This window comes from Vibrio sp. VB16, from assembly GCF_015594925.2.
In the GTDB taxonomy this organism is placed as follows: Bacteria; Pseudomonadota; Gammaproteobacteria; order Enterobacterales; family Vibrionaceae; genus Vibrio.
This window is the reverse complement of the sequence record NZ_CP087590.1, coordinates 1,115,304-1,134,815: the sequence shown is the minus strand read 5'-3', so window position 1 is coordinate 1,134,815 and position 19,512 is coordinate 1,115,304. Positions and strand designations below refer to the sequence as shown.

General features: G+C 42.0%; 17 protein-coding genes. 7 read left to right on the top strand and 10 right to left on the bottom strand.

All coding sequences use genetic code 11. From position 1 onward, the window contains the following. Positions 1-10: 10 nt before the first annotated feature. The 5 genes from IUZ65_RS05465 to sohB form a co-directional block, all read right to left on the bottom strand. Positions 11-286, bottom strand: coding sequence for a LapA family protein (locus IUZ65_RS05465; RefSeq protein WP_195702783.1), 276 nt, complete (start codon positions 284-286; stop codon positions 11-13). Between the two features lie 131 nt (positions 287-417). Continuing rightward, positions 418-699 carry an integration host factor subunit beta gene (gene ihfB, locus IUZ65_RS05460; protein ID WP_195702782.1) on the bottom strand — a complete coding sequence of 94 codons (282 nt, stop codon included), beginning with the start codon at positions 697-699 and terminating at the stop codon, positions 418-420. Positions 700-773: 74 nt separating this feature from the next. Beyond that, positions 774-2,453, bottom strand: a complete 1,680-nt coding sequence (gene rpsA, locus IUZ65_RS05455; protein ID WP_195702781.1) for a 30S ribosomal protein S1 — start codon at positions 2,451-2,453, stop codon at positions 774-776. Positions 2,454-2,557: 104 nt separating this feature from the next. Further along, complete coding sequence (gene cmk, locus IUZ65_RS05450) at positions 2,558-3,235, bottom strand: (d)CMP kinase (protein WP_195702780.1); 678 nt, start codon at positions 3,233-3,235, stop codon at positions 2,558-2,560. A gap of 270 nt (positions 3,236-3,505) precedes the next feature. Then, a complete protein-coding gene (gene sohB / locus IUZ65_RS05445) occupies positions 3,506-4,567 on the bottom strand; it encodes a protease SohB (protein ID WP_195702779.1) in 1,062 nt (353 codons plus the stop codon). An 87-nt stretch (positions 4,568-4,654) separates the two neighbouring features. On the opposite strand from sohB, the gene IUZ65_RS05440 reads away from it, so the two are divergent. Then, entirely contained in the window at positions 4,655-5,395 is a 741-nt protein-coding gene (locus IUZ65_RS05440) for a YciK family oxidoreductase (protein WP_195702778.1), read from the top strand. 141 nt (positions 5,396-5,536) lie between these two features. Here IUZ65_RS05440 and IUZ65_RS05435 read toward each other — a convergent pair whose 3' ends face one another. Next, positions 5,537-6,472 (bottom strand): hypothetical protein, encoded by a 936-nt coding sequence (locus IUZ65_RS05435; protein WP_195702777.1) that lies wholly within the window; start codon positions 6,470-6,472, stop codon positions 5,537-5,539. A 182-nt stretch (positions 6,473-6,654) separates the two neighbouring features. Here IUZ65_RS05435 and imuA point away from each other — a divergent pair, with 182 nt between their 5' ends. Genes imuA through IUZ65_RS05420 form a run of 3 tightly spaced genes read left to right on the top strand, consistent with a single transcriptional unit; the run spans position 6,655 to position 11,840 of the window. Continuing rightward, on the top strand, positions 6,655-7,344 hold the full coding sequence (gene imuA / locus IUZ65_RS05430; RefSeq protein WP_195705004.1) for a translesion DNA synthesis-associated protein ImuA: 690 nt from the start codon (positions 6,655-6,657) through the stop codon (positions 7,342-7,344). Then, a complete protein-coding gene (locus IUZ65_RS05425) occupies positions 7,344-8,741 on the top strand; it encodes a Y-family DNA polymerase (RefSeq protein ID WP_195705003.1) in 1,398 nt (465 codons plus the stop codon). Before imuA ends, IUZ65_RS05425 begins: the two co-directional genes overlap by 1 nt. Beyond that, positions 8,742-11,840 (top strand): error-prone DNA polymerase, encoded by a 3,099-nt coding sequence (locus IUZ65_RS05420; RefSeq protein ID WP_195702776.1) that lies wholly within the window; start codon positions 8,742-8,744, stop codon positions 11,838-11,840. It abuts the gene before it with no gap. Between the two features lie 32 nt (positions 11,841-11,872). Here the strand turns inward: IUZ65_RS05420 and IUZ65_RS05415 are convergent, their stop codons facing one another. Next, positions 11,873-12,814 carry a chemotaxis protein CheV gene (locus tag IUZ65_RS05415; protein WP_195702775.1) on the bottom strand — a complete coding sequence of 314 codons (942 nt, stop codon included), beginning with the start codon at positions 12,812-12,814 and terminating at the stop codon, positions 11,873-11,875. Positions 12,815-12,992: 178 nt separating this feature from the next. Continuing rightward, entirely contained in the window at positions 12,993-14,207 is a 1,215-nt protein-coding gene (gene mlc, locus IUZ65_RS05410) for a sugar metabolism global transcriptional regulator Mlc (RefSeq protein WP_195702774.1), read from the bottom strand. Between the two features lie 287 nt (positions 14,208-14,494). Here mlc and pyk point away from each other — a divergent pair, with 287 nt between their 5' ends. After that, positions 14,495-15,940 carry a pyruvate kinase gene (pyk, locus tag IUZ65_RS05405; RefSeq protein WP_195702773.1) on the top strand — a complete coding sequence of 482 codons (1,446 nt, stop codon included), beginning with the start codon at positions 14,495-14,497 and terminating at the stop codon, positions 15,938-15,940. 70 nt (positions 15,941-16,010) lie between these two features. Here pyk and IUZ65_RS05400 read toward each other — a convergent pair whose 3' ends face one another. Both IUZ65_RS05400 and cydH read right to left on the bottom strand, forming a co-directional pair. Then, on the bottom strand, positions 16,011-17,171 hold the full coding sequence (locus IUZ65_RS05400) for a patatin-like phospholipase family protein (protein WP_195702772.1): 1,161 nt from the start codon (positions 17,169-17,171) through the stop codon (positions 16,011-16,013). Positions 17,172-17,192: 21 nt separating this feature from the next. Next, positions 17,193-17,282: a cytochrome bd-I oxidase subunit CydH gene (cydH, locus tag IUZ65_RS05395; protein ID WP_195702771.1), complete on the bottom strand. Its 90-nt coding sequence runs from the start codon at positions 17,280-17,282 to the stop codon at positions 17,193-17,195. A gap of 639 nt (positions 17,283-17,921) precedes the next feature. Here cydH and IUZ65_RS05390 point away from each other — a divergent pair. Together IUZ65_RS05390 and IUZ65_RS05385 are read left to right on the top strand one after the other, a co-directional pair. Continuing rightward, positions 17,922-19,409, top strand: coding sequence for a sodium-dependent transporter (locus IUZ65_RS05390; RefSeq protein ID WP_195702770.1), 1,488 nt, complete (start codon positions 17,922-17,924; stop codon positions 19,407-19,409). Between the two features lies 1 nt (position 19,410). Further along, entirely contained in the window at positions 19,411-19,512 is a 102-nt protein-coding gene (locus IUZ65_RS05385; protein WP_195702769.1) for a MetS family NSS transporter small subunit, read from the top strand.

Here is a 19,512-nt window from a genome sequence, read left to right as displayed (position 1 = left end):
TATATCACCATTAAGCTTTCGACTCGACCGGAAGCTTATTGACAGAAGACTTCTTCAGCTTTCGATTTAGACGACGAATGGTTAACTGAGATTTTAATTGCATGCTTCCAACAATAAGCCAAGCTAGTACAAATCCAGCAACAAAAACAACCCCTAGCAATGTAGACAGGTGAAATTCACCTTGTGCCAATAGGTAGTTAAAAGAGACGACTTCTTGATTTTGCGCACCTAATGCTAATGCCACAAGAAAAAGTGCAATGACTAGAATCGTTTTTATAATTTTCATGACTCACTACTCCAGATATTTCGCTAACGTCTGATTATGCAGTAATTTGAGTCTACAAACCATCGGAAACCGCTTATAAAAAAGCGGCATATTAAAATATGCCGCTTTTTTATAACTCTATATGAGTGATATTAGCTAATATCTACGCGTTCGCGAAGCTCTTTGCCTGGTTTAAAGTGCGGAACATATTTACCGTCAAGTTCAACCTTATCACCTGTTTTAGGGTTACGACCTAAACGAGGTTCACGATAATGCAATGAGAAACTACCAAAGCCACGAATTTCGATTCGATCACCACTTTCTAAGGTAGAAGCCATATGCTCTAGAACATCCTTTACAGCGTCTTCTATCTCTTTCGCAGAAAGGTGTGTTTGCTCAGCACAGAGTCTTTCTATTAGTTCAGACTTAGTCATATTTACCCTCATCACATTTTCAAAAACGTCAAATCATAAAAAAAGGGAGCCAAAAGGCTCCCTAATTGCGATTATTACTCGCCTTTAGCAGCCTTGAAAGCATCTGCCATAGCATTTGTGAACCCGCTAGTAGAAGTATCTTCTTGCTTGTTCACTGACGCCATTGCTTCTTGCTCGTCAGCTTCATCCTTCGCTTTAACAGAAAGGTTTACTACGCGGTTCTTACGGTCAACGCCCGTGAACTTAGCTTCAACACTATCGCCTACGCTTAGGATTAGAGATGCATCTTCAACACGGTCACGTGAAACTTCAGATGCACGGATGTAACCTTCAACACCCTCTGCAATTTCAAGTGTAGCACCTTTTGCGTCAACTGCAGTTACAGTTGCGTTAATTAGAATGCCTTTCTTGTTATCAGCAACAAATGCGTTGAACGGGTCATTTTCCATTTGCTTAACGCCAAGAGAAATACGTTCACGCTCTGCATCAACTGCAAGAACAACTGCAGAGATTTCATCGCCTTTCTTATAATCACGTACCGCATCTTCTCCTGCAACATTCCAAGAGATATCAGATAAGTGAACAAGACCATCGATGCCGCCGTCAAGACCGATAAAGATACCAAAGTCAGTGATAGACTTGATCTTACCAGTTACTTTGTCGCCTTTAACTTGCGCTTCAGAGAATGACTGCCAAGGGTTAGCTTTACACTGCTTAAGGCCTAGAGAAATACGACGACGTTCTTCGTCAATCTCAAGAACCATAACTTCAGCTTCGTCGCCAACGTTAACCACTTTAGATGGGTGGATATTCTTGTTAGTCCAATCCATTTCTGAAACGTGTACTAGACCTTCAACGCCTTCTTCGATTTCAACGAAGCAGCCGTAGTCAGTTAAGTTAGTAACACGACCAGTTAGTTTGTGACCTTCTGGGTAACGCTTAGCGATTGCTACCCATGGATCTTCACCAAGTTGCTTAAGGCCTAGAGATACGCGAGTACGCTCACGGTCAAACTTAAGAACTTTAACTAGGATTTCATCACCTACGTTTACGATCTCAGATGGGTGCTTAACACGCTTCCAAGCCATATCAGTAATGTGAAGTAGGCCATCTACGCCGCCAAGGTCAACGAATGCACCGTAGTCAGTAAGGTTCTTAACGATACCTTTAACTTCGCTACCTTCTTGAAGTGTTTCAAGAAGCTCGTCACGCTCAACACTGTTTTCAGATTCGATAACAGCACGGCGAGAAACAACAACGTTGTTACGTTTTTGATCTAGCTTAATTACTTTAAACTCTAGCTCTTTGTTCTCTAGGTGAGCAGTGTCGCGGATTGGGCGAACATCTACTAATGAACCAGGTAGGAACGCACGGATACCGTTTAGTTCTACTGTGAAACCACCTTTAACTTTACCGTTAATGATACCAATAACAGTTTCAGCTTCTTCGTATGCTTTCTCAAGAACGATCCAAGCTTCGTGACGCTTAGCTTTCTCACGAGAAAGTTTAGTTTCACCAAAGCCATCTTCAACAGCATCAAGTGCTACGTCGATTTCTGAACCAATCTCAACATCAAGTTCGCCAGCAGCGTTCTTGAATTCCTCTGCTGGGATAGCAGATTCTGATTTTAGGCCAGCATCAACAAGAACGAAACCGTTCTCGATAGCGACTACAGTACCTTTAACAATGGTACCTGGGCGAAGTTCTAGTTCGTTTAGAGACTCTTCAAAGAGTTGAGCGAAAGATTCAGTCATTAATTTGATCTTCAATTATTAAACTTCCACGGGCATCCTACCGCGTGGGGTTGATAAAATAGCCAGTCATCATCCTTGCGACCGACCTCCTATTGCCTCTTAAATTAAGACAATTTAGATTCGATATATTCAAGCGCTTGGTCGACCACTTCACCTATAGAAAATGTAGTGGAATCAAGCACTAATGCGCCATCAGCAGGACGTAACGGAGCCACCGCACGGTTGCGGTCTCTGTCATCACGCTCCTGTATCTCGCGTAAAAGGTGGTCAAATTTAACACTTAACCCCTTTTCTTGCAACTGCTTAAGGCGTCTATCCGCCCTTTCCTCAGCCGTTGCGTCAAGGAAGATCTTCACTTCCGCATTTGGGAAAACTACCGTGCCCATATCACGCCCATCGGCAACCAAGCCTTGTTCGTTGCTAAATGAACGTTGGCGTCGTAATAACGCCTCTCGGACTCGTGGTAATGCCGCCACTTTTGATGCTGCGGTACCCGTCTCTTCTTTACGGAGCTCTGAAGAGACATCTTCCCCTTCTAAAATAACCTTAACCAGATCACCTTCCGCGATAAACTGTACGTCTAAATGCGTCGCCAAAGGTACTAACGCCTCTTCCGATTCTGTATTGACACCATGATGAATAGCCGCAAGAGCTAATACACGGTAAATAGCGCCAGAATCAAGTAAGTGAAAACCGAGTTTTTCAGCCAACAACATACATAGCGTGCCTTTACCTGCACCACTAGGTCCATCAACAGTTACAACGGGTTTCTTCGAGGACATTTATTTCTCCAATTCTTAAGTGTGTAGTAATTCTATCCGTATAGAACCACTTTTATCGGCGGCATATTATAGGTCGAAATGAGGATCGGAGCGAGGAAAGAAGGAGGAAAATTTAAAATTTAATAATTGACTATTAAGTCATTAAAAGTGGGTTAATCAAGTGCTTGGTTAAGCTAATACCTTGTTAACCCACATAATAATCTTAGATAATAACGACGTTTTACTATCGTATACAGATGTAACCTATCGAAAGATACACACTGTCGTTCTCTACATTATTGGTCTTTGTCCACGAGACAACCATTTCATCAATAAATGATCGGCGGCTTCGCCACCAATTCTGGCCAGTTTATCCGCCATTTTTTTCTTTTGAACATAACGGACAGAAAGTACGGTTTTCTTTTTACAGGCATTAACGACGATATCATCAGATGTGCTGATTTCATCCACTAACCCTAGCGCTTGAGCTTGTGTTCCAAACCAATGCTCACCTGTTGCCACTTTTTCTAAATCAAGTGCAGGACGTCGTTCACGGATGAAATCTTTGAATAGTCCATGGGTTTCTTCAAGCTCCTGTTTAAATTTATCCCGAGCTTTGTCGCTGTTCTCTCCGAACATCGTCAATGTACGCTTATATTCACCAGCCGTGAGCTGTTCAAACTCTATATTATGTTTTTTAAGCAGTTTGTTGAAATTCGGCAGTTGAGCAATCACACCAATTGAGCCAACAATGGCAAAAGGAGCAGATACAATTTTGTCACCAATACACGCCATCATATAACCACCACTTGCGGCGACTTTGTCGACAGAGATAATCAGTGGGATATTTGCAGCTTTGATACGGTCAAGCTGCGAGGACGCAAGGCCGTAACCATGGACCATTCCACCACCAGATTCTAGACGAAGTAACACCTCATCCCCCTCTCTAGCAACAGACAATATTGCCGTGACTTCTTCTCGCAGAGACGCGACTTCTTTGGCATCAATGCTGCCATTAAAATCCAAAACAAACAGATGCGCTTCACGTGTACTCTCTAAAGCTCCTTCTTTAACCGCTTGTTTCACCTCTTTATTTCGTGATTTTTCTTTTTCCTTTTCTGCCTTTTTTTCTGCCTTATCACGCTCTTTTATAAAGGTGCCATCATGTAAGTGATGCTCCATCACTTCAATGTTATCTTTGTGTCTCTCGGTTAGATTGGTGATCTCTAACTCACCTTTCGGGCCACCTTGTTTCCCACCGACTGCTTTTGCAACCACTAAAATAGCAATAACTGCCACAACAAAAGTCGCAATCTTGGCCAAAAATAGGCCGTAGTCCAACAAAAATTCCAATCTAGTATCCCCAATCATTTCAATTCGTGTATTGTAATCACTTTGTCATGATAACCAACATTAAATAATAAAAATAGGGATATGGAAGTGGATTATTCAGTCTCAAAAGATGCACTCAAAGATAAAATCATTTTAGTTACCGGCGCTGGCGCTGGAATAGGAAAGCAAGCGGCTCTTAGTTATGCCGAACATGGTGCGACCGTTATTCTATTGGGCCGTACCGTTAAAAAACTTGAACAAACTTATGATGAAATAGAAGCAGCGGGTTATGTTCAACCTGCCATTATTCCATTGGATATGAAAGGGGCTAGTAAACAAAACTATATTGATATGGCTGAAACGATTGAACAACAGTTTGGCCGTTTAGATGGTGTATTACATAATGCAAGCCTGCTTGGCGTCATCAGTCCATTCGATCAAATAAGCGAAGACACCTTTGATGATGTGATGCAAATCAATGTAAAAGCGCAGTTTTTGATGACTCAGGCCTTATTACCTATTTTGCATAATTCTGATGATGCGCGCATTGTCTACACTTCGTCTTCTGTAGGACATAAAGGCAGGGCTTTTTGGGGAACCTATTCAATATCCAAATTCGCGACCGAAGGTATGATGCAGATCCTTGCTGATGAGTTAACCGATACGGCAATTAAGGTTAATGCCATTAACCCAGGCGCAACGCGAACAGGAATGCGGGCTACAGCCTACCCAGCAGAGGATTCGCATTTATTAAAAACACCGTTAGATATTATGCCACTCTATCTCTATTTAATGGCACCTGAAGGTAAAGAGATAAATGGGCAGTGTATTGATGCCCAGCCTAAATAGGTTCCCCTCGATTTACTCAGTGTTCACTCTGTTCGCTTTGTAAATCGAGAAATCCTTCACTTCTTGAACCGTCACTCCGTTCATTTCTAGACAAGCGCGAAGTGATGGTTCGAGAAGACCTTATAGCTAACGCTTAACACTCTAAAGCAGCATCACCGTTATTGGAAAAGCAATAAGAAAAGCCAAATAACTATAGAACCATGCCGTATTGGCAAGATCGCTGTCTAGGCGATACAACACCGTTGGTATCGTTGAAGTAAAGCCCGTTGGCATAACCGATAACAATATACATACCTTCGCAACCAACCCATCGTATACTGACCACAAATCAAACAATGTAATGAGAAGAATCGCAACGACCGGAGCAAAAACGGCCCGACATGTTGATACCTGTATCGCCAGTATTTTCCACTTATCCCCGCCCTTAAGGTTAAATGTCAACCCCACAGAGAAAACCATCAGTAAGCTGCCAAATGGAATCACATACTGGTTAATATCACCAATAATCAACGGTCTGTTGAGGCCACTTAGGTTAAGCATCAAACCAATAAAAATGGCACTGATTGCCGCTAAAAATATAGGGTCGCGCCAGAAATATCTTTTACCAATATTGAGCGGCTGATCTCCGCATTTTCGGGCGTAAGGGTAGATCCCAGCAAAATAGATTAACTCCTCACTTAATTTATACAGGGCAGCAATCGCTATCCCATTTTCGCCGAAGATAAAAAAAGCACACAGATTACCTAACGCACCTAAATTATAAATTGTGGTCACTGAAACTAATGCCCCAGCTTGCTTAGGTGCAAGCTTTTTCCATTTCACGGCAACAAAACCGACCAGAGCTCCTAGAAAGATGACCCCTACCCCCACTAAAGGAAGATAAAAAAGTTGAGATTCTATTTTTGGAAGTTGCCAGATAGAGGTCAGTATTGAGTAGGGAATGATGATGGTTAAGGTAAATTTGCCTAAGGTTACGCTAAGAGATTGATTGATCTCTGCATATTTTTTTTGAAACCATAAGCCGATGGAAAAACTCATGACAATGAGTGCGAACAGCATAATGAGTTGCTGATGCATTAAATAACTCCTAGATACGGCTCACTCGGTGAGAATTATTGATTCAGACTCGGATACTATACAACGTTCTGTATTTTATATAGAAATAGTTTATCTCTCTGATTCCTACTTTTCTTCCTTGATCCTCTCTCTCGATCAAATATACTGTATGTATGCACAGTATATTTAGCCGAGTAAGAATGATGCAAACCGCTATTGACTTATTACATAGTAAGCACTTGATTTGGCAGGGTTCTAAACCTCAAAATCCCGTAGAAACTCACCCAACAGGATATATAGAGCTCGATAAACAACTGGGTGGTGGCTTTCCAACTCATGGTGTAGTCGAAATATCATCCGCTTTTGGTATTGGCGAACTACGATTGCTCACGCCGTACATAAAAGAAAATGGAAAACAAAGGCTTAGCGTGTTTATCAATCCACCTGGACACCTCTGTTCCGAGTACTTAATTCAACAAGGCATAGATCTAAAACGCGTCGTGATGATCTTTCCTAAAACAAAAAAAGAAGCGCTTTGGTCTGCGGAGCAAAGCTTGAAAAGCGGTTGTTGTAGCAGCGTCACTTTATGGCACCCATCATTAGAAGTGCATCAAGCAAGAAGGTTACAGGTCGCCAGCGAAACAGGACAATGCCTCAATTTTTTATTCAAAACCAAACAAAAATATCAGATTAGTTTACCTATTTCACTGAGTATGCAGCTCCAACCTCACGCCAATGCTATACAGGTCACTCTCCATAAACGTAAGGGCGGTTGGCTTAAATCAACATTCTCTGTCGATATGAGCCATCGTTGGTCTCATCTTAGCCAAGGGGAAAGTGCCGAAAAAAGTAACATTACGCCGTTTCCTCTACTGAAACGAGGCCACGCGTGATTCTTTGGCTTTATCTTCATTTTCCTAAACTGCAACTCGATACCCTTTTCTCAGAATCAGGTGAATTACCTATTGCTATTTTGCACAAAAATCACATCGTGCAACTCAACAACATTGCGACAGAATCTGGGCTGAAACTCGGTATGGGGTTAGGCAATGCTGCTTCCCTTTGTAATCTTTTACAAGTACACCCATACAAATCGGATATTGAAGAAAAAAAATTGCTAGAAATTGCTCACTGGTTATATATGGTTACAGCCGATATTTCTCTCTCCTCACCTTCAGGGTTATTGCTTAAAGTCAGTAATATGTTGACTCTCTATGACGGGTTAGATAGCTATTGGCAAGCGATTAAAAAACCATTAGACGAACTTAATATTGAATACTGTTTCGCGACAGGTTACTCCCCCTACTCTGCCCGATTACTCGCTCAAGCCCAACTCAACCGTATATCAGAAGATAAGGGGGCAATAGAGCGGCAATTAAAAAAATACCCTTTAGAAGCAACCGCATTGACCAAAAAAACCATAGAGAAGCTGAATCGTGTCGGTGTTCGCCATTTAGGCGATCTTCTCATGCTCGATATTTCAGATGTTGCCCGTCGTTTTGATATTGAATTGGTTAATTATATTGGTCAGTTAACCGGGCGTTTTAAGCATCTTATCGAATTTTATTATCCACCAGAAACATTTACCCGATCTTTAGAATTGCTTTATGAAATTGATAATTTTCAGTGGCTAGAAAAACCATTACACACACTATTCAAGCAATTAGAACGTTTTCTTAAACGAAGAGATCAGATCGCTTATGAGCTGACATTGACACTTCACAAGCGCGAAAAAAGCAACGAGACCCAAGAAGTCATGTTCACCTCAGCACAGGGTGATTATCTTGCCACCAAATGGCATGAGCTCAGCCAGTTAACCTTAGAGTCGATTAAACTCGATGCCCCCGTCGTTGGCATTACCTTATCCATTAGCCGAGTTGCCCAACAGCAAGCAGACGAACACGACCTCTTTGATGGTCCGAAAGGAAACATGTCGGCTCTCGAACTAATATCTCGCTTACAAGCAAAGTTGGGTAAAGAATGCGTTTCAGGTTTAACCCTAACCTCAGACCCAAGACCCGAACAAACAACACGGCTTTGTCAGCCTCTAGAGAATAATACTATTGGTCAAAAAACGAAGCAGATAAGACCCAGTATTCTGCTTCCATTTCCAACACCTTTACAGGAGAAAGTCACCATCGTCCAAGGTCCGGAAAGACTCGCAACAGGATGGTGGGATGCGGGTGAAGTAACAAGAGATTATTTTATTGCCAGAGGTCATAAAGGGAAGATATTGTGGGTATTTAGAACCCCAGAAAAGGAGTGGTTCATACATGGGGTGTTCAGTTAAATGACGACCCAATCACTCAACTACGCTGAACTCTTTTGCCAGAGTAATTTCTCTTTTTTAACAGGAGCTTCTCACCCAGAAGAATTGGTTTTGCAGGCCGATTTTCTACGTTATTCTGCTATTGCTATTACTGATGAATGTTCGGTCGCTGGTGTCGTCCGTGCTTTTCGTACCATCGAAGAGAAAAAGCTCAAGGTTAAACTTATCATCGGCAGTATGTTTTGGCTCAATTCTGAATGCCAGATAGTCCTACTTAGCCCTACACGCGAAGCTTACGCCGAACTATGCCGAGTCATCACCAATGCAAGAAGACGAGCAGAGAAAGGCAGATACAATCTCTCCGAGTGGGATATTATGTCCCTTAAACACTGCTATATCCTTTGGTTGCCTCGTCAAAAACACTGCGATCAATATTGGGGAGACTGGTTAGCGAAACATCATCAAGAAAGGATGTGGCTTGGCCTCCAACGCCATCTAAAAAGCACAGACAAATGTTATCTCGACCACTGCAAACAACTCGCTGACTTATTCAATATTCCAATCACGGCTTGTGGCGGGGTGTTAATGCATAGCGCTACACGTTTGCCGCTTCAACATACGCTAACAGCAATACGAGAAAACAGTGCTATTACTGGCATTAAACAACATCTTATTAGTAATACCGAGCAAAGCTTACGCCCCATAGATAAGCTGAAAATTATCTTTGAATCTTCGTGGTTGCAAGCCTCGCACAAACTGGCTCAACAATGTACGTTTACGATGAAAGAGCTTTGTTACCAGTATCCTGCAGAGCTCATACCCATTGGGCATACCCCCATGAGTTATCTGCGGAAATTAGTTGAAAACGGAAAAAAGATTCGTTTCCCTAATGGTGTTCCTATCGAGGTTCAAGCAACGATAGACAAGGAGCTAATTCTAATTGAAGAGTTAAAATACCCTTTCTATTTTTTAACTATCCATGACATCGTCATGTTCGCCAAAAGTCAGAGTATTCTCTACCAAGGACGCGGTTCAGCCGCCAATTCTGTTGTTTGTTATTGTTTAGAGATTACCGCTGTCGATCCAAGACAGATCTCCGTTCTGTTTGAACGTTTCATCAGTAAAGAGAGAGATGAGCCACCAGACATCGATGTCGATTTTGAGCACGAAAGGCGAGAAGAGGTGATTCAATATATCTATAAAAAATATGGCCGAGAGAGAGCCGCTTTAGCCGCAACGGTTATCAGTTATCGATACAAAAGCGCAGTTCGAGATGTCGGTAAGGCACTAGGAATTTCAAACACTCAATTGGACTTTTTTATAAAAAACACCAATCGACGTGATCGCACCCTCGATTGGCAAGCCCAGCTCACCGAATTAGGTCTAAAACCCGACTCGCTAAAAGGCCAACAATTTATACAACTGGTTAATGAGATCATGGGTTTTCCACGTCATCTATCTCAACATGTTGGTGGTTTTGTTATCTCTTCTGGCCCTCTATATGAACTGGTTCCAGTCGAAAATGCCTCTATGCCCGAAAGAACGGTAATCCAATGGGACAAAGACGATTTAGAAACACTCAAGTTATTAAAAGTCGATGTACTTGCTCTTGGTATGCTCAGTGCGATTAGAAAATGCTTCGATCTCATACAAAAACACGAACAGCGTACGTTAACTATCCCGGATATCAGTCGCATGCAAGATGATGAAAAAGTCTACGCCATGCTACAAAAAGCAGATACCGTGGGTGTATTTCAGATTGAATCTCGAGCTCAAATGAGCATGCTGCCGCGTTTGAAACCGAGGTGCTATTACGATCTTGTTATTCAAATTGCTATTGTTCGCCCTGGGCCTATCCAAGGCGATATGGTTCACCCGTTCCTAAAACGGCGAGATGGTAAAGAGCCCGTCACTTACCCTTCGGAAGCCGTTCGTGACGTTCTACATCGCACGATGGGCGTCCCAATATTTCAAGAACAAGTCATTAAGTTAGCCATGGTGGCCGCGGGTTTTACAGGAGGAGAGGCAGACCAACTACGACGAGCGATGGCCGCATGGAAAAAAAATGGTCATGTGTTTAAGTTCAAGGATAAGCTTATCAATGGCATGCTAGAAAGAGGCTATGACGCTGAGTTTGCACAGCGCATCTTTAATCAAATCTGCGGCTTTGGTGAATATGGTTTTCCTGAGAGTCATTCTGCCTCTTTTGCAATATTAGCGTACTGCTCTGCATGGCTAAAATATTATTATCCTGAAGCCTTTTACACCTCTATTTTAAACAGCTTACCGATGGGGTTTTATAGCCCATCTCAGCTGATTCAAGACGCCCGCCGACATAATATTTCGGTTCTACCAGTGTCTGTGAATCATTCAAAATACGACCACATCATGGTGCCTAACGATCAACGAAACAACCAAGGTTACGCCTTACGTCTAGGGTTTCGCCTTGTTCGAGGGCTTTCAGAAAAAGGGGCAAAACAACTTATCAATAATCGTCCAGAAAATGGGTATAGCAACAGTGGGCAACTCAAAAACATCGGTTTGAACAAAAAGGATATCGAAGCCTTAGCGTCTGCTGATGCCTTAAAAGCACTTTCAGGAGACCGGTATGCAACCCGCTGGGCCGTCATGGATTCAGTACAGGATTACCCTCTATTTCGACAACATTCTACCGACAATAATACGTTCCAATACCAAGAAAATGAATTTGAAACATTAACTGAAGACTATGCTGCAACAGGCGTATCGCTCGCAAAACACCCTATAACCTTGTTGGAAGAAAAAGGGATATTAGGTAAATTTACGCGGCAGGTAGAATTGTTAAATCAGCCACACAAATCACTGGTGACGGTAGCAGGTATTGTTACGGGCCGACAGTCTCCTGGGACCGCGGCAGGTGTGACATTTTTCACTTTGGAAGATGATACTGGTAATGTCAATGTGGTGGTGTGGTCTAACACCGCAAGGGCTCAACAGGAAGCGTATCTAACCGCTAAAATACTAAAAGTAAAAGGGATACTAGAACATGATGGTCAAGTAACCCATGTTATTGCAGGTAAGCTGATTGATTTAACCGACTCTATCGCACAGCTTAGTACCCAATCTCGGGACTTCCATTAAATTTATTTCCGGCATAAAAATGCCGGAGAACACTAATCCAAAATCTGCTTCATTCTCTCTTGGGCCACACCCACTAAAAGATCGGGTTGGAATTTAGAGATAAAGCGATCACAACCGACTTTTTCTACCATTGCATCATTAAAACTACCACTCAAAGAGGTATTTAAAGTAATAAATAGATTTTTCATTCGTGGGTCATTCCGTACTTCGTGAGTTAATCTATACCCATCCATTTCTGGCATTTCAGCGTCGGTAATCATCATCATCAGTTTTTCAGTAATGTCTGTCCCTTCATCACTCCACTTGCGTAGTAAATTCAAGGCCTCTAAACCATCACCGCACTCAATAATATTCAAGCCTAATTGTTCAAGTGTACCTTTGATTTGACCTCTAGCAGTCGATGAATCATCAACGACTAGGACACTTCTACCCACCATTTGAGTCGCAAGCCGCTCATCAAGAACGCCTTCAGAAATAGAAATATCGTAATCAATAATCTGAGCCAATACCTTCTCGACGTCGATGATCTCAACAATCTTCTGTACGCCTTCATCTTCTATATTAGTGATGGCCGTTAAGTAGTTTGATTTACCGGCTGTTTTAGGTGGCGGCGCAATATCAGTCCACGTTGTGTTTACAATATTCCGAACCTGACCGACTAAAAAACCCTGAACACTTCGGTTGTATTCCGTAATAATTAAATTCTGCTCTTCATCTGGGTGCATAGGTCGGTACCCAATAGCAGCACGAAGATCAATAATGGGGACTGACTCTCCACGTAAAGAAGCCACACCAATGACATTCGGGTGAGAGCCTGGCAATTTAGTTACAACAGGTACTTTTAGTATTTCTTTAACCTTAAACACATTGATCGCAAACAGTTGGCGATTGCTCAGTTTAAACAACAACAACTCAAGTCGGTTTTCACCCACCAAGTTCGTTCTTTGATCAACGCTACTTAATACTCCAGACATACGACTTTCTCACAGAGATTGGAATTAAGTTCTAATTCACACTTAGAAACAAAAAATTACGATACCGTTATTTATACTATACAACATCGGATAAACCTATCCAGTATCCATAGACACACCATGAAAACATAAGACAACTGATTAATATCAATCTTCAGTACATAACATGTACCAAAAATCAGCCCTCCACTACCTTCATTAATAGCTCTCCATCATACATAGCTTGTTTAATTAACGCGGCACCAGGCATAGTGGCTTGCTTGAGAAAGCGACTCTCGACTATATCTACGTTTCGATGATAAACGGCTAAGCTTTGCTTCTTAATCGAAGACTCTATAGCCGGATAAAGAATGGATTTGGCGCGGTTAATTACACCGCCAATGAGTACTTTTTCAGGATTAAACAGATTGATCATGATAGCGATGGCTGATCCCAAATAATAACCAAGCTTTTCAATTACCTCCACCGCGAGAGGATCGCCCGCCGCGGCTGCAGAACAGATCGCTTCGATAGTGGGGTTGGCAGCATCAATAGAGGAGACTTCTCCTTGTTCCAGACGCATTGTGACTTCTTCTCTAATTGCTTTAGAACTCGCGACCGTTTCAAGGCAGCCGTAGTTACCACAATGACAACGCTTACCCGCGGGATCTATCTGAATATGCCCAAGGTCACCAATATTACCATTTTTACCCTGAAGTACCCGACCATCTAGCACAATACCCGCGCCAACACCGTGATGAATCGAAATCAACACAGAACTATCATTTACCTGAGAGTTCCCAAAAAGTTTCTCAGCAAGTGCCCATGCGTGCGTATCATTGGCAATAAATACAGGCAAACCTGTCGCCTTGTACATTTCTGGGCCCAACGGCAAATTTGCGACATTGTAGTGTGGCATTTGAATCACAATACCGTGCTCAGAGTTAACCAAACCCGGCAGCGTTACTGCAATACTGGTTACTCTATTTAACTGATCGGCATAGGTTTGAAAAAATTCCTCCGTTTCATGGAGAAGACGTGCGAGTAGATCATCTTGTTCCACTTCATGAATATCTATTTTTGTATCGACTAAAACCGAACCACCTAACTCATGCAGTGCGATAGTTAAATATCCACGACCTAATCTCATAGAGAGAAACTGCCAACCCTCATTATTAGTTTGTAAACCGACAGCAGGCCGCCCACGACTCGTCGCTTCCTGAACCGTAGTTTCATGAATAAGATGTGCATCGATAAGCTCACGAGTAATTTTTGTGATACTTGCTGGCGCCAAAGAACTCGTTTTCGACAGATCGATACGAGAGATTGGGCCGAGCTCATCAATTAATTTATATACACGACCAGCATTGAACTGTTTGATATGATCAATATGGCCTGGTTGAGCCATGTACATCTGAAACTCCAAATAACACTGTTAGGGTGATTTTTTTACTTTGCGAAGTAATTGTGAAGCGCCTTAGCAAATCGCCGTGACCAGTATCACGCACAAATCGTATTTAGTTCATAAATAGAGAGAAATTTATATTTCAAACACCGAAATAATTGATCCAGGACAGGATTACCACGCCGTCGAAACACTTTACCCTAAATGATAACTACACCCCAATAGAACAATTCTTTTTTCTCGCCTTAGATTCATATCATATACTCAAAGAGTAAAGTCAGTAACGGAGATAAAAAATGGTAGAAATGCTTAGAAGAACAAAAATTGTTACCACACTTGGTCCTGCCACAGATAAAGACAATGTCCTCGAAGACATCATCAAAGCTGGTGCAAACGTTGTTCGCATGAATTTTTCACATGGCAGTGCTAATGACCACATTAAAAGAGCAAAAAAGGTCAAAGAAATTGCTGCGAAATTAGGTCAACACATCGCTATTCTTGGTGACCTACAAGGCCCTAAAATTCGAGTCTCTACTTTTAAAAATGACAAAGTCGACCTCGTTGTTGGGGAAAAATTCACCTTAGATAGTGAACTAGAAGCAGGGATGGGAGATCAAGACGCCGTTGGTCTGGACTATAAAAACCTACCGCAAGATGTTTCTAACGGTGACCTTTTAATGCTTGACGATGGCCGAGTTCAGCTCAAAGTTATATCCGTAAAAGGCAGCAAAGTGTTTACTGAGGTTGTCATCGGTGGCGTGCTTTCAAACAACAAAGGGATCAATAAAAAAGGGGGAGGACTATCTGCAGAAGCGCTTACTGAAAAAGACAAACAAGATATTTTGACCGCGGCAAAAATAAAAGTCGATTATCTCGCTATCTCGTTCCCGCGTAATGGGGAAGATATGAGATACGCGAGAAGGCTTGCCCGTGATGCAGGATTGGAAGCGAAATTAGTCGCTAAAGTTGAAAGAGCCGAAACGGTTGCAAATGCAGAAAGCATAGATGACATCATTCTCGCTTCAGATGTCATCATGGTCGCCCGTGGTGATCTAGGTGTAGAGATCGGTGACCCTGAATTGATCGGAGTCCAAAAACAACTCATTAAACGTACTCGCAGTTTAAACCGAACCGTGATCACCGCGACTCAAATGATGGAATCAATGATAGTCAACTCAATGCCAACACGTGCTGAAGTAATGGATGTCGCTAACGCCGTATTAGATGGCACAGACGCGGTTATGCTATCCGGCGAGACTGCCGTTGGTGCACACCCCGTTGAAACCGTAATATCAATGGCCAGTGTCTGTGTTGGTGCAGAAAAAATGCCGTCTTTGAGTACATCGAGTTATCGTATTGATAAGACATTCCAAGCGACCGAAGAAGCAATAGCGATGGCAACGATGTATTCTGCCAATCATTTAGAAGGTGTGAAAGCGATGATATCACTAACAGAATCGGGTAAAACACCACTTATGATGTCTCGTCTAAGCTCTGGTCTCCCTATATTTGCACTCTCTCGCAATGAGTCTACCTTAAACAAATCATCTTTATATCGAGGCGTTACGCCTGTGTACTTTGATTCCCATGCAGATGCGGGCATATCATCGGCTCAAGAGGCCATTAATACTCTAAAAAATAAAGGTTATGTACATAGTGGGGATATTGTCATTATTACGCAAGGAGACGTAATGGACATCATTGGTTCAACAAACTGTATGCGAATAATAACCGTACAATAGTCGCCTATCAGTGCGAGGGTCTGTTGATCAAAATTTAACCACGAAAGATCAACTGACCCTAAATTCTTACCTAATACTTACATCTGGATTCAGGTATATTAGCAGCGTTCTTTCTTGCTAAAGAGTGTTGCTTGATAAATTCGTAACCCGCACTAAGACCCAGTTCATAGTCAAAAATGAGGTCTTCTTTTTTACTCATTAGCGGTGAGGATTTTAGCGGCTCAGAAGGTACTATTTGCACAATAAAACAGTCATCAGGAGGATTACTCAAGAATGCATTAGTTAGTGCAAGACTTTGATAATGAACCATAAAAAAGTCGGCCAAACCTGAATCAAACTTTCCGCCCAGTAAATGGCTTAAGCGATACACGTCGCCTGCCCCATACAACCAACGCCCGCCATTAAGAATATCTAAATGCTTATGGTGTGTTTTCTTCTTTCTCGATTTATCTATTTGCTCCTGCCAGAAACCACTCCACTCGTTTTTCCACTGTTCAACGGTTTTATTCCAACGGTCTTGAACATTATTCATTGGTTCTTTAATCCAATGAACATCAATATTTAACTCTCTAATTTTTTCTACTTCTGATTCGAGGCTTTCTGTTCGAATGACAATAATATTACGAGCACCCTGTCGCCAAGCTTCTTGGACGGGTATAGCGGCGGTCACACCACCATCAACAAACCTCTTACCCTCAATTATCACTTCTTCAGAGTAAAGACCCGGAATAGCACACGTTGCTCGCATGATGTCATACCAGTTTTCTGACAATAGCGGAACATATCTGTCTTTAATGCTACTAACTTCGGTAACAGCAGCAAAGGCTTGCCTCTCTCTTAGAACCTTTCGTCCCATATCCAGATCAAGCTTGTAGGGATAATCGCGAAATTTATTCAGTGCCCAATCAAGATCCATACTTTGTTTACGTCGCATATAACTGAACAGATGGAAAAACTTATCATCTGTCGTCAAATCTAACGTAAAGGCTTTACCTATACCGGGTTGTCGGCACAAATACGCGCTAATATTTAACGCACCTGCAGATGTGCCATAGAAGACATCGAAGGGATCAAAATTGGAAAGGAGAAAGGCATCTAAAACGCCAGACGTAAAAATACCACATTGACCTCCTCCCTGAGTAACCAATGCACTGCGCCCATTTTGGTACTTACCATACTTAATAAGATCTAAGTCTGAATGTATACCACTTACAACACCTCGATTGGACATAGTGTACGCTTCATATAACGATTAGTTAGCGATCGCTACAAAGCTACAGAAAAGAATGACAGCATAAGATCCTGCAACAACCGCTAGTGCCATTTTTAAGTTGTATTCCATAACACGTTCTCCTTTATTTTATATATTGACTAAATAACAGACGAAGCTAATATTCACAAGCAACCATCACCGCCAAGCTTTGAAACTGTAGCGGTTGTCACACATCGTCCTCTAACCTTTTATGTCTGTTTCACTTTATCAGCATGAAAGCCTTAAATAACCAAAAATATAGGTAAATAGTAAGATAATTGTGCATATTGCACATTTTTCAGTCATACGCACTGCGATGAGGAAAAGTAATATTATCTATTAACTTATCTAATATAAGATATTAACACTGCCTTTAAGATAAAACATAAACTATTCCCCCAAAATATAGCCTCATTAACACTTTTAGAACCAAAATAATTATATTTTTTAACAACCCGTTTCTATTGCTTTACTCTGTCTATCTCTGTAATCTCCACTCAACGCGTAGCTGATTATTTCAGGTTTCGCAAACACACACCATATAATACAGAACATAACTCTGAAATTTACCTTAGTAACTAGATATTAAATCTAGTTTTCTACACAGATGACAGAATTAACTCTATCAAGTTAGTCTTAAAAGAGTTAATAATGTTACTTAGTAGTTAATCCATATTGGACGAAGTGTAAATGCTTCATAACTCAGAGTTTAGTAGTAAAGGAGTAACTATGAAGCGTGAACAATGGGGATCCCGTGCAGGATTTATTCTTGCCGCAGTTGGATCTGCTATCGGCCTAGGAAACATCTGGCGTTTTCCTTATATGGCCTATGAAAATGGTGGTGGCGCCTTTTTGATTCCTTACCTTTTTGCCATGATCACCGCAGGTATCCCATTCATGATCCTAGAGTTCAGCATGGGTCAAAGAAATCGTGGGTCGGCTCCTATTACTCTGGCGCGTATTAACGCCAAATTTGAGTGGTTGGGTTGGTTCCAAATCGGTGTTGCCGCAACGATTGCCGTGTATTATGTGGCCGTCATTGGTTGGGCGATTTCATACTTGGGCATGTCATTTACTCAGGAATGGGGAGCAGACACAAATGCGTTCTTCTTCAGCGAGTATCTAGGATTGGGTGACAATTCACCTTCGAATCTAGGTGGTATGCAGTGGGGTATTGCTGGTTCGATGCTGATCGCTTGGGCCATCACTTATGCCGCGATTGCAGGTGGAGTTAAGGCCGGTATTGAACGTGCAGCAAAAATTATGATGCCAGTTTTGTTCATCATGGTGATTGTATTGATTGCGCGTATGATTTTCCTACCAGGCGCTATTGACGGTATCAACTACCTATTTGAACCTGATTTCAGTCGGCTTACGGATATGAAAGTGTGGGCGGCGGCTTATGGCCAAATCTTCTTCACACTGAGTATCGGATTTGCCATCATGTTAGCGTACTCAAGCTACCTACCTGAAAAATCGGATATCAACAACAACGCCTTTATGACGGTATTGATAAACTGTGGTTTCTCAATCCTCGCGGGTGTAATGATTTTCTCTGTTCTTGGCTACATGGCCGCAGAACAAGGAAAACCAATAACAGAAGTGGTATCTGCTGGTGTTGGTCTTGCGTTTGTAACGCTGCCTGCTGCGATTAACTTATTACCGGCTCCATACATCCTTGGCCCTCTATTCTTCCTAGCATTGGTTGTTGCCGGTTTAAGCTCTCAGATTTCCATTATGGAAGCGGTTGTTTCGGCTGTCATCGACAAACTAAACTGGTCACGTAAGAAAGCGGCGACTATCGTTTGTGGTATTGGTCTAATTATCTCGATGGCATTTGCTACCGATGGTGGTTTGTTGCTTCTAGACTTAGTGGATCATTTCGTAAACAACGTAGGTATCTTAACGAGCTGCTTCATCGAAATTATGCTAATGGCTTGGTTAGTTAAGCTTGCTGACGTACGTGAATATGTGAATAAAGTATCCGATTTTACAATCGGTGCATGGTTCGAAGTTTGCCTACGATTTATCACTCCATTAGTGCTTGCAGCGATCCTATACACCAAGTTCACTAGCTTAATCGCTGATGGCTACGGTGGTTACGCGAAATCTGAACTTATGACTCTAGGATGGGGTTTAATCGCTCTGCTAGCGGTAATAGGTATTATCATTAATGTGGTAAGCAAGCCGCAAAAACCCGTTGACGCAGAGGTTTAAAATGACAACTAGTGCAATTATTATGATGATTATCGGTCTGGGTATTACCTGGGGCGGAGCAGCTATCTGCATTAAACGTGCAATGGATAGCGGTAAAGAATAA